The 14,326-nt window shown below is 37.3% G+C and carries 12 protein-coding genes; 7 read left to right on the top strand and 5 right to left on the bottom strand.

Annotated elements, in window-relative coordinates; all coding sequences use genetic code 11:
* The first annotated feature begins 178 nt into the window (after window positions 1–178).
* A complete protein-coding gene (locus tag ACFRAE_RS12460) occupies window positions 179–766 on the top strand; it encodes a TIGR00730 family Rossman fold protein (protein WP_422797490.1) in 588 nt (195 codons plus the stop codon).
* Between the two features lie 5 nt (window positions 767–771).
* On the opposite strand, the gene uxaC is transcribed toward ACFRAE_RS12460, so the two are convergent.
* A complete protein-coding gene (gene uxaC, locus ACFRAE_RS12455) occupies window positions 772–2,175 on the bottom strand; it encodes a glucuronate isomerase (protein WP_422797489.1) in 1,404 nt (467 codons plus the stop codon).
* Window positions 2,176–2,307: 132 nt separating this feature from the next.
* Here uxaC and ACFRAE_RS12450 point away from each other — a divergent pair, with 132 nt between their 5' ends.
* The gene (locus tag ACFRAE_RS12450) at window positions 2,308–3,129 is read left to right on the top strand and encodes an SMP-30/gluconolactonase/LRE family protein (protein WP_422797488.1); all 822 of its coding nucleotides are present in this window, start codon (window positions 2,308–2,310) and stop codon (window positions 3,127–3,129) included.
* 109 nt (window positions 3,130–3,238) lie between these two features.
* Here the strand turns inward: ACFRAE_RS12450 and ACFRAE_RS12445 are convergent, their stop codons facing one another.
* The gene (locus ACFRAE_RS12445; protein WP_422797487.1) at window positions 3,239–3,904 is read right to left on the bottom strand and encodes a peroxiredoxin family protein; all 666 of its coding nucleotides are present in this window, start codon (window positions 3,902–3,904) and stop codon (window positions 3,239–3,241) included.
* Window positions 3,905–4,167: 263 nt separating this feature from the next.
* Here ACFRAE_RS12445 and nagB point away from each other — a divergent pair, with 263 nt between their 5' ends.
* Together nagB and ACFRAE_RS12435 are read left to right on the top strand one after the other, a co-directional pair.
* A complete protein-coding gene (gene nagB / locus ACFRAE_RS12440; protein ID WP_422797486.1) occupies window positions 4,168–6,090 on the top strand; it encodes a glucosamine-6-phosphate deaminase in 1,923 nt (640 codons plus the stop codon).
* A gap of 241 nt (window positions 6,091–6,331) precedes the next feature.
* The gene (locus ACFRAE_RS12435; protein ID WP_422797485.1) at window positions 6,332–8,749 is read left to right on the top strand and encodes a TonB-dependent siderophore receptor; all 2,418 of its coding nucleotides are present in this window, start codon (window positions 6,332–6,334) and stop codon (window positions 8,747–8,749) included.
* Between the two features lie 109 nt (window positions 8,750–8,858).
* Here the strand turns inward: ACFRAE_RS12435 and ACFRAE_RS12430 are convergent, their stop codons facing one another.
* Together ACFRAE_RS12430 and truA are read right to left on the bottom strand one after the other, a co-directional pair.
* A complete protein-coding gene (locus ACFRAE_RS12430; protein WP_422797484.1) occupies window positions 8,859–10,622 on the bottom strand; it encodes an ABC transporter ATP-binding protein in 1,764 nt (587 codons plus the stop codon).
* Window positions 10,623–10,626: 4 nt separating this feature from the next.
* Complete coding sequence (gene truA / locus ACFRAE_RS12425; protein WP_422797530.1) at window positions 10,627–11,388, bottom strand: tRNA pseudouridine(38-40) synthase TruA; 762 nt, start codon at window positions 11,386–11,388, stop codon at window positions 10,627–10,629.
* 184 nt (window positions 11,389–11,572) lie between these two features.
* Here truA and ACFRAE_RS12420 point away from each other — a divergent pair, with 184 nt between their 5' ends.
* On the top strand, window positions 11,573–12,046 hold the full coding sequence (locus ACFRAE_RS12420; protein ID WP_422797483.1) for a DUF4293 domain-containing protein: 474 nt from the start codon (window positions 11,573–11,575) through the stop codon (window positions 12,044–12,046).
* A gap of 10 nt (window positions 12,047–12,056) precedes the next feature.
* Window positions 12,057–12,527, top strand: a complete 471-nt coding sequence (locus ACFRAE_RS12415; RefSeq protein ID WP_422797482.1) for a hypothetical protein — start codon at window positions 12,057–12,059, stop codon at window positions 12,525–12,527.
* A gap of 76 nt (window positions 12,528–12,603) precedes the next feature.
* Here the strand turns inward: ACFRAE_RS12415 and ACFRAE_RS12410 are convergent, their stop codons facing one another.
* Window positions 12,604–13,011, bottom strand: coding sequence for a hypothetical protein (locus tag ACFRAE_RS12410; RefSeq protein ID WP_422797481.1), 408 nt, complete (start codon window positions 13,009–13,011; stop codon window positions 12,604–12,606).
* Window positions 13,012–13,233: 222 nt separating this feature from the next.
* Here ACFRAE_RS12410 and ACFRAE_RS12405 point away from each other — a divergent pair, with 222 nt between their 5' ends.
* The gene (locus tag ACFRAE_RS12405; protein ID WP_422797480.1) at window positions 13,234–14,286 is read left to right on the top strand and encodes a sugar phosphate isomerase/epimerase family protein; all 1,053 of its coding nucleotides are present in this window, start codon (window positions 13,234–13,236) and stop codon (window positions 14,284–14,286) included.
* The last annotated feature ends 40 nt before the right edge of the window (window positions 14,287–14,326 follow it).

Raw genomic sequence — 14,326 nt, 5'->3', positions numbered from 1 at the left:
TTAGTTAAGTTAAGGTCATAGGTCCCCAACCTATGGCCTTTCTATTGTAGTTAAGCATTGTTTCAAGACCTTAGCTTCAGAAGTCTGAAAACCATTAGAAAACGATCTTTGCTCAAAACATATTAATTATTTAACCTATCTTCCTATTCATTTTAATTTAGTTTCTCTAATTTTAACTATGAAAATGAAAAAAATTGTGGTGTTTTGTGCATCCAGTTCAGGACATGGAAATACCTATATCCAAGAAACACAAAAAGTAGGGCAGGTCTTTGCTCAACAGGGCATACAATTAATTTATGGGGGTGGTCGAGTAGGCTTAATGGGGGTAGTGGCAGATACTGTAATGGAACATGGTGGAACCGTGATTGGTATCATCCCACGGTTTTTAAATAGTAAGGAGATTGGACACACGGAAATAACGGAACTCATTGAAGTAGAAACTATGCATGAACGGAAAGCCATGATGAACCTATTAAGCGATGGGGTTATTGCATTACCTGGTGGCTTTGGAACCTTAGAAGAACTCTTTGAGATGATTACCTGGGCTCAACTGGGTCTACATAAAAAACCCATAGGGATTCTCAATGTGGATGGCTTTTACAATCATTTGATCGCGCTTATCCAACATATGGTGGATGCAGGATTACTGAAAAAAGAAAATCAAGACATGGTGTTAATCGCAGAATCCATTGAGTCTCTGCTAGAGAAAATGGAACAATATGAAGCTCCAGCAGTACCTAAATGGTTAAATATGAGCAAATCCTAACTCCATTATTTAAATGGGAAGTAAGATTTGGCATTGTAATAACAGATATCTTGAATCAGTTTTCCGATCCAAGGCAAATCATGTGGAAGTTCTCCATTGTTAACATCCACAGCGAAAATATTACATAAAATTCTTCTAAAATATTCATGCCGAGGGAATGAAAGGAAGCTCCTTGAATCGGTCAACATACCGACAAAGCGACTGATCAAACCAATATTTGAGAGGGTATTGATCTGCTTGGTCATTCCCTCCTTTTGGTCATGGTACCACCATGCAGAACCATATTGCATCTTCCCAGCGACAGAACCATCGTTGAAATTACCAATCATCGCTGCAAAAAGGTCATTGTCTGCTGGATTAAGGTTATAAATAATCGTCTTCGTGAGTTGATCCCGACCAGCCATGCGATCTAAAAACTTCACCAACGACTCCCCTTGTTTATAATCTCCAATACTATCAAATCCAGTATCGGGACCAAGCAGGGCTAAGGAACGGGTATTGGTATTCCTAAAAGCACCAACGTGAAATTGTTGCACCCAGCCTTTCTCATGATCCCAAGCGGCAAAATACTGCAACATGGCAGACTTAAATTTCGCTATTTCCGTTTCCGTTATTGCCTGTTGATTTCTTATTTTATCAAAAATGGTTGAAACTTCTGCTTCTGTAAAGTCCTCCGCATACAAATGGGAAAGTCCATGATCCGATATACAACAACCCTTTTCTGCAAAAAAATCATGTCGGGATTTCAAGGCATCGATGTAGGATTGAAAATTTGAAATATCTAGATCTACGATTGCTGCGAGTTTATCCACATACGCATTGAAAGCAGTTGCATTTTCGGGACTCATCGCCTTATCCGGACGAAATGCGGGAAACATCTGGAAAGAAGAGGAGTTCTTTGCATAGGATTGATGGTACTCCAATGAATCAATAGGATCATCTGTCGTACAAATCACTTCCACCTTCATCTGGTTCAATAGGCCCTGCACCTGAAATTGAGAATCTTGCAACTGTTCTGAACATGCGGCATAAATTTTTTCAGCGTTATTTTCATTCAGTAATTCGTGAATTCCAAAATAGCGCTGCAATTCCAAATGCGTCCAATGGTAAAGTGGGTTTCGCATGGTAAAGGGCACTGTTGCTGCCCAGGCTTTAAATTTATCCTTATCGGAGGCATTTCCTGTAATTAACTGTTCCGAAATACCATTGGCCCTCATGGCTCTCCATTTATAATGATCTCCCTGCAACCATACTTCCGTCAAATTCTTAAATTGATAATTATTTGCAACCTGATCAGGAGGCAAATGATTGTGGTAATCAATAATGGGAAGGTCTTTGGCATACACATGATATAATTCTTCAGCAACAGCACTTTGCAACAGAAAATTATCATCTAGAAATGATTTCATAATTTAAGTGGATAAGGATAAAAAATAATCTATAAACTATTGAAATTAATACTTTTTCATGAAATTAAGCGGTTGAATTTCAATTTATTGCTTCGAAAATGATTAACTTAGTGAAAATAAAAGCATTAACTTATGAAAGCATTATCCCTCAGTATTACCTTACTAGTAAGTACATTATCCAGTTTTGCTCAAGAGAATTTAAGTAAATTATGGGAATCAAAAGAACAATTACCTGTACCAGAATCGGTACTATATGTTCCAGAACGCAAGGAATTATTCGTGTCCTTAATCGATGGTGATGGCTCGGCAATAGATGGAAAAGGGGGAATAGCCCTTTTGAATCTAGACGGTAGTTTAAAAAATGCGACCTGGATACAAGGCTTAAATGCCCCTAAAGGAATGGCCTTATACCGGGATCAACTGTATGTAGCAGATATCAATGAGGTTGTTGTGATCGATATCATTACTGGAAACGTGATTAATCAAATTAAAGTACCAGGTTCTGTATTCTTGAATGATGTGACAGTAGATAAAAGTGGGATAGTATACGTTTCTGATACACGTGAGGGCAAGATTTTCCAACTTCAAAACCATAAGCCTAGTTTATTTATGAGTGATGTACCCAATGTCAATGGATTACGCGTGATAAAAGATCATCTGTATGCAATGGCTGGACCAGAACTTTGGAAAATTGACAGTAAAAAGAATAAAACGGTAATCGCTAAAGGATTAGCGTTAGGAGGAGATGGGCTAGAGCCAACGCTAGACGGAGGTTACATCGTAACGTGCTGGGGTGGATTAATCTATTACATCGCTGCCAATGGCACTGTTAAGGAATTACTCGATGTACGTGGCACTTTGAACACCGCAGATCTAGGATACAATGCCAAAGATAAAATACTCTATGTACCTACCTTCAGTTCGAATAGTGTTATTGCTTATCAACTAAAATAAGATAATTGATAATCTTGGATCTAATTAACGCTTAAGTATTCCATGAAAATCATAAAAAATCCCCTGATAAAGTTAGTATCAGGGGATTTTTTATGCTATCGAGCATTAATTACTTCAAAAGCTCTGCAAGTTTTTGCTCTAATTTATCTCCATGCAAGTTACGGCCAATGATAATTCCTTGTGGATCTACCAATATATTTTGTGGAATGGCTTTAACACCATAGGTTTGTCCAGCAGCATTATTCCAATGCTGTAAATCAGAAACATGTTTCCACGTTAATTGATCATCCTTTATCGCTTTCACCCAACTATCATATTCCCGGTCAAAGGAAACACCTAAAATTTCAAAATTTTGATCTTTAAATTTGGAATACAGCTTTACCAAAGAAGGATTTTGTCGACGGCAATCAGGACACCAAGCAGCCCAAAAATCGATCAGTACAAATTTTCCTTTTAAATCTGTCAAGGAATAGGGCTCGCCATTTAAGTCCAATTGAGTAATACTTGGAGCTTTTTTCCCTATTTGAGTGTTTTTTAAAGCTTCCAAATACCGTTCAAACAGTTTACCATCGTTGGATTTTTTCACTTTCTTATCCAAGGATTTAAACAAATTATTCAATTCCTTATAATCCGGTTCATAGCCACCTATCTTTTGAATGATTCGCAGCGTGCTTACTTCTTTGGGATTATCTTTTACTTGCTTCAGCAATTCCTCTTTTGACTGCGCAAAACAAAAAATCGGCAAAGCGAAAATCAGTATAAGTATCTTTTTCATGGTTCCAAATTTTACGTTCAAATGTAAAGATATCCTACTGTTTTAGTGGATTATTTTTGTAAAATTTTAATTTGAAATGATAAATTAGGATATAATTCATAGTCAATGTATTAAGAACAAACGATTGAACGATATCGATAAGCAAGTTATTGGCAGGAATGAATAATAAAATAGAAGAAATCTAAAAAACTTCTTAGAAAAAGTGCTTTGTAGGTCATTTAAATTAGTAAATTTGAAACTCACTAAGGTATTTTTGAATTTAAATGGCAAGATTAAATTTATTAGAGGAAACACGGTTTGAGAAGGTACCTGTTTCGGTATTTCCATCTCAAAATGATGCGTCTATCCAAGTTGCTCAACGCATTGCTGCTATCATAAAAAATAAGCAAGCACGAGGCGAGAAAGCTGTTCTTGGTTTAGCTACAGGTGCTACACCAGTAAAAGTCTACAAAGAACTAGTTCGACTACACAAAGAAGAGGGATTAAGCTTCCAAAATGTGGTCACCTTTAACTTAGATGAGTATTACCCAATGCTCCCTACAGCGGAACAAAGTTATGTAGCCTTCATGAACAAACATTTGTTTAGTCATGTTGATATTCCAACAGAAAACATCAATATTCCAGATGGAACACTTGCGCCTGATCAAGTACAATCCTTTTGTATTGCCTACGAACAAAAGATTTCAAATTTAGGCGGATTAGACATTCAACTATTAGGTATTGGCCGTACGGGTCATATCGGCTTTAACGAGCCTGGATCTGCACCTAACTCAGGAACTCGCTTAGTAACCTTAGATGACCTTACTCGTAGAGATGCTTCACGCGATTTCGGAGGAAAGGAAAATGTACCTACGAAAGCAATTACAATGGGTGTTGGTACGATTTTCAAAGCTAAAGAAATCGTCTTGATGGCTTGGAATGAGAAGAAGGCAGAAATTATTAAGAAAGCGGTAGAGGGAGAAATTTCTTCGGATATTCCGGCGACCTATTTACAGATGTCGGATAATGTGGAGTTTATTCTAGATTCAGATGCAGCCTCTTCTTTGACGAGATTCAACCTTCCTTGGTTAGCACATGATGTGGTTTGGGAATCAAAATTGGTTAAAAAAGCCGTAGTTTGGTTATCCTTACATCTAGATAAAGCGATTTTAAAATTAACGGATGATGATTATAATAACAACGGTATGGCTCAACTTATTACAGAGCAAGGACCTGCTTATAGCATCAATATCCGAATTTTTAATGACCTTCAACGCACTATCACAGGCTGGCCAGGTGGTAAACCAGGCGTAGATGATTCCAATAGACCAGAGCGTGCGGAACCTGCACGTAAGAATGTCATCTTGTTTTCTCCACACCCGGATGATGATGTGATTTCTATGGGTGGAACATTTATCCGTTTGGCCGATCAAGGACACAATGTACATGTTGCGTATCAAACATCCGGAAACACCGCCGTATGGGATGATGATGTATTACGTTATTTAGAGTTTGTTCAAGATTTTGCTGTTGCTGTAGATGATGACAATGGTGTAACCAGAAACATCTATCAAGATGCTAGAGCGTTCTTTAAAATTAAACAACCTAATCAAGTAGATCCTGAAATTATCAGAACCATTAAAGGCCTAATTCGTAAAGGAGAAGCCATAGCTGGAGCGAGATTTGTTGGATTGCCTGATGAAAATATTCACTTCCAAGATTTACCTTTTTACGATCGTGGTAAGTTTTCTAAAGAAATTAATTTTGAAGATGATATTCTTCAAACCATGGAATTGCTTCGCCAGGTAAAACCTGAGCAAGTTTTTGCTGCAGGTGATTTCGCCGATCCACATGGTACACATAAAGTATGTTTTGACATTATCTTACAAGCGTTAATCCGTTTACGTGAAACGGATGAGTGGACCAAGGATTGTTGGTTATGGCTTTACCGTGGAGCGTGGCACGAATATCCAATTCATGAAATTGAAATGGCGATCCCTCTTTCACCTCAAGAGGTTAAACGTAAAAGATTGGGCATATTCAAACATCAATCTCAAAAAGATTTGCCTGTATTCCCTGGAGATGATCCAAGAGAGTTTTGGGTACGTGCCGAAGATCGCACTAGCGAAACTGCTGCACTATACCATCTTTTAGGATTGGCAAACTACGAAGCAATTGAAGCATTCGTACGTTGGAAATTTGATTAAGATTCTAGTAAAATAGAAGAATGGAAGGTGTCTCTTAAAAAGAGACACCTTTTTTGTTTTAGCTCGGATACTAGCTGAGAAAAGAGCTGTAGAGTACTAATATTTTCTATCAACTTTATTTACTTTACTTAAAATAATTGTAAATAAATTTCCGATTATTAAAGTTTTTGTCTGATTCTTTATTTTTTCAGTATGAGATAGGTCTTACTTTTGTTTGCTATTTAGAATTAGTACAAATAACATGAAGCCACTTAATACAATCCTCCTACTCACCGCCTCCTCGCTTATATCTGTTGCGCAAGCGCAGACTACAGTGAAAGGAAAAGTTACAAACCAAGAAGGAACCGAACTTGCGAACATTACGATTAAAGCGCATGGCCTTTCCACAAAAACAGATCTCAGTGGAAATTTTGAACTCTACATCCCTCAAGCGGGTGAGCTTAGCCTAGATATTTCAGCGATGGGTTATTTAGAACAACATATACGCATTAAACAAGCTGGAAAGATCACTGAGATTTCAGCCATCAGGTTAAAGAATAGGCATCAAGAAATTCAGGAAGTAGCTGTTTTAGGGTATAATTCTGTTAATAACAAATCATTAGCTATCAGTAAATCTGGCATTCTGGATCGAGATTTACCACAGGCTGTTCAAGTGATTAATAGCGAAGTTATTGCTGATCAGCAAATCAATAGATTAAGTGATGCCTTAAAAAATGCGAACGGAATCGCATTAGGATCCAATCGTGGTGGATCAAACGAGAATTTTTTCTCTAGAGGATATAGCCTAGGTTCCAATAATATTTTCAAAAATGGTTCACGAACAAACAATGGAGGTTCCATAGAAGCGAGTACTTTAGAATCTGTGCAAATCTTGAAAGGTAGTGCAGCACTATTGTATGGAGGAGTTACTGGCGGTGCGGTCGTCAATATGATAACCAAAAAGCCCAAATTTACGTATGGTGCGGAAGTTGCTTTGCGCTATGGATCCTACAACCAATATAAACCCTTATTGGATGTATATGGTCCAATCAGTAAAAAACTGGCTTTCAGACTAGTGGGCACTGGGGAAACTAGCGATAGCTACCGAGATTATGTAGAAAGTAAACGGATATATGTGAACCCTTCTATTCTTTACCAGATTTCAGACCGTTCCTCCTTGAACATCATGTTCGATTACTTAAAGAGCAATTACACTCCCGATTTTGGTATAGGTACTGTCGATGGTAAATTGAACCAAGAAGTCGGTCGAGGAGCATTTATTAATACATTATGGGCTATTAATAACACAAATTCCAAGAATACTCAAGCAGATTACCAGTTGAAATTTGCGGAGAATTGGAATCTTCAAGTGATTGCCAATCTTCAGCAATATGATCGCGATTATTATGGATCTGAACGAATTGCCGCAGATGCCCTAGGAATAGCCAACAGAACCTTAAATAAAACGGAACAAGCGGAAAGAACGTTAAATCAACAAGTAAATATTACCGGTCAAATGCGAACAGGCCAAATCGAGCACCAAGTATTGATAGGAGCAGATGCGGATCAATCCCATGTTAAAAATTATGCGTTTAACATCTTCGCAAATGCTGACAGCAAGGAACCTTCGACGGCCTATGATAAAATCAATGTATTTAATCCTTATGATGGAACACTCCGGTCTGATATGCCCACCAGCACTTACAAAACTAGAACATCCACCAATGTACAACGCTATGGCGTATTCATTCAAGATTTAATTTCACTAACGAAGCAATTCAAAGTTTTAGCAGGCCTACGCTATACCTATTTCAATACCAACCGTTCTAATGTATTTGACTATGCGACACAAACAAGCAAAGTAACGGAGAATCCAGGCAAGGATAAAGTAGATATGGGCGATAAAATAGATAAAGCTTGGTCACCAAAAATAGCGTTGATCTATCAACCGCTAGAAAGGACCAGTATTTACGTAACATATGCGAACAATTTCACCTCAAACTCGGGTTATGACAAAGCATATGTCCCTATGAGTCCATCAAGTATAGACCAATATGAGGCTGGAATAAAGAATGATTTTTTCCAAGGTCGATTATCGAGCAACATCACGGTATATCGAATTCAAAATAATCGATTTGCGCAATCAATCGTAGGAGAAGATGGTAAAATAGCTGATCCGAACATGAAGGAATTCTCTGGTAAAACAGCATCCGACGGTGTTGAGCTGGATATCACAGGTGAATTAGCCAAAGGCTTAAACTTATTGGCAGGCTATAGTTATAATTTCATGCGATACTTGGAAACCAGTTCTACTGGTTCTATTGAAGATATTCGATTAGTTGGAACCACCGCACATACGGCCAATGGCACCTTATTCTACACCTTACAATCGGGAAAACTAGCGGGATTAAAATTGGGAGTATCGACATTTTATACCGGTAAACGGAATGCCGGTTGGAATAACAGCAAAGTAAATATCGCTGAAGGTATCAATCGACTCATTTCCGTGGACCCTTTTACAACTGTGGACATCTCTGCAGGCTATCGATTTAAAAACTGGAGTATTTTAGGTAAGCTTAGCAACATAGGCAATGTATTCAACTATTATATTCATGAAAATTATAGCGTAAATCCGATTCCTCCTCGAAGTTTTACGACAACGTTAAGCTATAAATTCTAAGGTTTTCCAAATAAGGCTTAGGTAAAAACACATAATCAAAAAAAACCATCGAATTCAAACATTCGATGGTTTTTTAGCCTATTAGGCTATTAGGAATAAACCTTCCGGATTATATTCCGGCAGAATTAAATTGTAAGTCGTATAATTTACGGTAATAACCATCCATTTCCAACAATTGATGATGTGATCCGATTTCCTTAATCTCACCCTTATCCAAAACTATTATTTTGTCAGCTTTTTGAATGGTGGAAAGTCGATGCGCAATAACTATGGAAGTGCGATTATCCATCAAATTCTCAATAGCATGCTGAATCAATAGCTCAGTTTCAGTATCTATTGACGAGGTCGCTTCATCCAAAATTAATATCTTAGGATTATTGACTAAAGCCCTAATAAAAGAGATTAATTGTCCTTGACCTGCAGAAAGTGTGGCGCCTCGCTCTTGAACTTGATAGTTAAAGTCGCCCGGTAAACGCATAATAAAATCATAAGCTCCGACTTTTTTAGCGGCATCAATCACTGTCTCCATGGCTATTTCAGGATTGTTTAAGGTGATATTATTAATCACAGAATCGGAGAACAAGAATACATCCTGCAGCACAGTAGATATATTTCTTCTTAAATAGGAAAGTTCGTATGATCGAATATCCATTCCGTCCAGTAAAATTTCTCCTTTTTGAATCTCATAGAAACGACTTAATATATTGATAACAGAGGATTTCCCAGCCCCAGTAGCGCCAACTAATGCGAGTGTTTCACCGGGTTTAACATGAAAACTAACATCCCTTAATACCCAATTCTCATCATTGTAGGCAAACCATACATTTTTAAAAATAATCTCTCCACGAATATGCTCAGGCGCTAAGGTTCCTTCATTGGCGGTGAATTCTTTCGTATCTAGCACATCAAAGATTCGCTCTGCAGATACCATCCCCATTTGAAGGGTATTAAACTTATCGATAAGCTCCCGTATTGGTCGAAAGATCATGTTGATATACATGAGGAAGGCAACAACCACCCCTGGAGAAATAACATCTGCCAATATTTGTTTAGCGCCATACCAAACTAATAAACCTGTGGCAATGGCGATAATAATTTCTAATACAGGAAAGAAAATGGAGAAATACCAATTTGCTCGAATATTAGCATTCCGATGTTCTGCATTAATCGCCTTAAATTTGGCGATCTCCTGTTGCTCTCTTGAAAAATATTGGATAATACTCATCCCTGTGATATGTTCTTGCAGGAAGGTATTTAAATTAGAAACCCATAATCGTACACTTTGAAACGCAGATTTCATAGCCTCTTTAAAGACATATGTCGCAGCAATCATGAGTGGCATGGGAATTAATACGACCAGCGTTAATCGCCAATCGGTATAAAACATAACAGCCAAAATGACCAGCAATTGTAGTAAATCGCCAATAATCTGAATCAATCCTTCGGAAAAGATATTCGCTATGGTTTCTAAATCAGATATCGTTCGTGTAATTAAACGACCTATAGGTGTATTGTCAAAATACTTAAGCCTTAAATTGGTGATGTGGTTGAAAACTTGGATACGAATATCACGGATCACTGACTGACCCAACGTATTCGTGGTAAGGGTATGAAAATACCGAATAACGGTTTGCAGAATTAATAAGGCAAACATGAGCATAAGCATCATGCTTAGACCATCGGAAGAGGCCGATAAAATATAATGATCTAAGGTGTACTCAATGAGCAATGGTAATGCAGGAGCTACTGCGGCTAATAAAATAGTAAGAATGACCGATAACCAAAATATACCCTTGTAAGGACTAATATAGTTAGCCAGTCTGCTTAACAATTTACTGTCGTATGCCCTTCCTGTTATTGGTTCCTTTTCCAAGCTATTATTTCTTTTCGATGTAAGGATAAAAAATTTGCGTGAGGTACAGGCCGCATGCAGGTACTGAAGTTCCTGCTTTACCTCGATCTTTACTTGCAATTACTTCTTCAATGTAACTTACTGGTTTTTTACCTAATCCAATTTCCATCAGTGTTCCTACAATGGCTCTCACCATATTGCGCAAAAATCGATCGGCAGAAATATGGAACACCAACTTACCATCTTGTTCAATCCATTCGGCACGTTTAATATCGCAAATATTTGTAAAAACCTGGGTATTAGATTTACTAAAACATGAAAAATCGTTCTTCCCTAACAAATAAGTTGCGGCTTCATTCATACGCTCCACAACTGGGTAATCTCTTAAAAACCATGAATATTGATGTAAAAACGGATTCTTTTCGAAATGCACATGGTATTCATAACTACGCAGAGTGGCATCAAATCGAGCATGTGCATTTGTTGCTACAGGAACGATCGCTTTACCGGCGATATCAAAAGGTAATAAAGCATTTAAGGAATGTAGGAATCGGTCAGGATGCGCTAATATAGGCGCTGTAGACTCAAAATGAACATACAGTTGAGTTGCATGTACACCGGTATCGGTACGCCCTGCTCCGGTCGTTTCTACCCCATGCCTGAGTAAGATTGCCAATGCTTCGTTCAACTTTTGCTGAACAGATACGGCATTTTCTTGCACTTGCCAGCCATGATAAGCAGTCCCATCATAAGCAATTTCTAAAAAGTATCGGGTAGTATGTTCAATCACTTTGCAAATGTAAAGATTTCAGCGAAAGATAGTAGCATTCTAATAGTAAAGGAGGATTCAATGACAATTGATCTGGAATACTTAGGCTATGAATATCGGATGGCAATGATTTGAATGGGAGAAACCAGCAAGTTTTTGACTTGTTTCTATTATATTTGTGTTATCTAAATAATTTAATACTATGTTACAACGCATTCAATCCATTTGGTTATTCCTTTCGAGTACTATTTTATTGGGTTTATTCTTATTCCCCTATTTGAATTTTACGAATCCTGCAGGAACAGGTAAGAATGTATTTGTTTCTGGTGTTTTTTCAACGGTAAACGGCATAGAGACCAAAGAAAGTAGTTTTCTCTTTTTATTGATTGGAATCATCGTGCTGATATTATTTCCTTTATATATCATTTTTCAGTTTAGAAATAGAAAACTTCAACTTAAACTGATCTTTGTACAGGTGATTTTATTGTGTATTTATGCGATTTGGATGTGGGTTTCTGCAAGTAATATATGGGATTTGAATGCGCAAGACATCAAAGCAAGCAATATTGGTGTAGGGTACTTCATCCTGCCAATATCTATTTTATTTTTAGCTTTTGCTATTAAAGGAATTCGAAACGACGAAAAGCTAATTAAATCTGCCGATAGACTTCGCTAAGCATATAATCATGAAGAATTTAATTAGTTTTTTGAGTATTTCTATCGTCTACTTGCTAAGTAACTTTGCGCTAGCGCAAAGTGAAAGTGAACGTGAACGTATACCCCTGGTTGTAGATGAAATCCAATTTGATTTAAAGGCAGTTAGTCTCGCAAAAGACACCTTGAAAATCGATCTATTTGCCATTTCTTATGAGAAAAACCCTAGAGACTTTCGATTAAATGTTTTTGGTATCCAAATCATCGACAGCCAGGATAGCGCACATATGGTTACTAGTGTACAAATGGATCGGGTGTTAGTGCCTTTGTCTAAGCGTCAAAATTACCTCAACTACTTATTAAAGCAAGATGTCCCTGTACCTATCTATTTACGAATTAGTCCCTTGACAGAGGAATTAAAAAACGTAAAATTGGTCCGACTAATCTTCGAATCGTTGGAGGAAGATGGCAAATTTATCCCTGTTGAAATCCCTTTAAAATAGCTATACTGTAGAGGTATAATACTAAAAAGGGCTGAATTTTTCAACTCAGCCCTAGTTCTCCTATTTAAGTTGTCATTTATCTTCGCTTAAAAGTATAGGTTGTTGTCTTTCCATTTGTGGTGTTTTCCATACTAAAAGACAATAAGGTTTGTAAAATATTCTCCTTTATAGTATACAAAGACCCATCAAAGTTCATGGATTTACTGGTTGGCATATCGTATTTAATGGATTTCGTTCCTCCTTCTCCATCAAACACATACGCAAAACCATCTTTATTGAAATCCAAATAGTGTCCTACCTGATTACCTACGATTGTATCTTTCAATACAATATCATTGCCCACTTTCTCTATTTTCACGACATCATACCACTTATTCGAACGAATAATATTTAATGCCGAATCTTTTCCAATGCTATCTATTGTTTCTTTACTGCATGATGCTAATCCAAGAAGAACAAAAGCAAAAACCATTAAATTTTTCATATTGTAATCGTTACACGTGTAATAAATAATCATTCCTGTCCAAGTATTTCAAGGACTATGCCAATAAATGTTAAATGCGCTATTATAGGGTAAGCGAAAGCACGCAATCCAATACATCTATTTGGAGAAAAACCAACAAAAACAAGTAATAATTTGGCTTTAAAAGGCTGTTACTAGCCTTATGATGAGTAAAATTTACTATATTTAGAAAACGTTAAAATTATGAAGACTTTAAAAGGACCGGGCATCTTTCTAGCCCAATTTATTTCAGATACTGCCCCATACAATAGTCTAGAAAATATTGGAAGATGGGCTCAATCTATAGGTTACAAAGGGGTGCAAGTTCCGACTAGCGATCCTTCTTATTTTGATTTGCAGTTAGCTGCTGAATCAAAAACCTATGCAGATGAAATCAGTGGCAAACTAAAAGAAATTGGTTTAGAAATTACCGAGTTATCCACTCATTTACAAGGTCAGTTAATTGCTGTTCATCCAGCATATGATCAGTTATTTGATGGATTCGCTCCTGAAAAGGTTCGTCAGAATCCAAAGGCAAGAACAGAATGGGCTACCCAACAATTGTTATATGCGGCAAAAGCTTCTTCCAATTTAGGATTAAAAGCACATGCAACATTTAGTGGATCCTTGTTATGGCACATGGTTTACCCTTGGCCTCAAAGACCTGCTGGATTAGTAGAAACTGGCTTTCAGGAATTGGCGAAACGATGGACACCTATCTTAAATGAATTTGATAAATATGGGGTAGACTTATGTTATGAAATTCATCCAGGTGAAGATCTACATGATGGTGTTAGCTATGAGCGGTTTTTAGAAGCTTGTAACCAACATCCAAGAGCTTGTTTATTATATGACCCTTCGCATTTATTGTTGCAAGGTATGGATTACTTAAGTTACATCGATCATTACCATGAGCGCATTAAAATGTTTCATGTTAAGGATGCAGAATTCAATCCAAATGGTAAACAAGGCGTTTATGGTGGTTATTCCGGTTGGGTAGAGCGTGCTGGAAGATTCCGTTCATTAGGCGATGGTCAAGTAGACTTCAAATCAATCTTCAGTAAACTAGCAGCTTATGACTTTGAAGGCTGGGCAGTATTAGAATGGGAATGTGCATTGAAGAACAGCTTAGATGGTGCAATTGAAGGAGCAGAATTTATTAAAAACCATATTATCCCTGTAACTGACAAAGCCTTTGATGATTTTGTATCTACAGGAACTGATGAAGATTTTAATAAAAAGATATTAGGTATATAACCTATCAACAGCGGAATACGCTAGGTATACTCCATTAAAA

The sequence above is a fragment of the Sphingobacterium sp. HJSM2_6 genome (assembly GCF_049316305.1).
Lineage (GTDB): Bacteria > Bacteroidota > Bacteroidia > Sphingobacteriales > Sphingobacteriaceae > Sphingobacterium.
This window is presented reverse-complemented; position numbering and strand designations above follow the sequence as displayed.

Excerpts from the sequence above, each read along its gene's own strand:
- ACFRAE_RS12460 (WP_422797490.1), top strand. The coding sequence starts at position 179 with ATGAAAATGAAAAAAATTGTGGTGTTTTGTGCATCCAGTTCAGGACAT.
- uxaC (WP_422797489.1), bottom strand. The coding sequence starts at position 2,175 with ATGAAATCATTTCTAGATGATAATTTTCTGTTGCAAAGTGCTGTTGCT.
- ACFRAE_RS12450 (WP_422797488.1), top strand. The coding sequence starts at position 2,308 with ATGAAAGCATTATCCCTCAGTATTACCTTACTAGTAAGTACATTATCC.
- ACFRAE_RS12445 (WP_422797487.1), bottom strand. The coding sequence starts at position 3,904 with ATGAAAAAGATACTTATACTGATTTTCGCTTTGCCGATTTTTTGTTTT.
- nagB (WP_422797486.1), top strand. The coding sequence starts at position 4,168 with ATGGCAAGATTAAATTTATTAGAGGAAACACGGTTTGAGAAGGTACCT.
- ACFRAE_RS12435 (WP_422797485.1), top strand. The coding sequence starts at position 6,332 with ATGAAGCCACTTAATACAATCCTCCTACTCACCGCCTCCTCGCTTATA.
- ACFRAE_RS12420 (WP_422797483.1), top strand. The coding sequence starts at position 11,573 with ATGTTACAACGCATTCAATCCATTTGGTTATTCCTTTCGAGTACTATT.
- ACFRAE_RS12415 (WP_422797482.1), top strand. The coding sequence starts at position 12,057 with ATGAAGAATTTAATTAGTTTTTTGAGTATTTCTATCGTCTACTTGCTA.
- ACFRAE_RS12410 (WP_422797481.1), bottom strand. The coding sequence starts at position 13,011 with ATGAAAAATTTAATGGTTTTTGCTTTTGTTCTTCTTGGATTAGCATCA.
- ACFRAE_RS12405 (WP_422797480.1), top strand. The coding sequence starts at position 13,234 with ATGAAGACTTTAAAAGGACCGGGCATCTTTCTAGCCCAATTTATTTCA.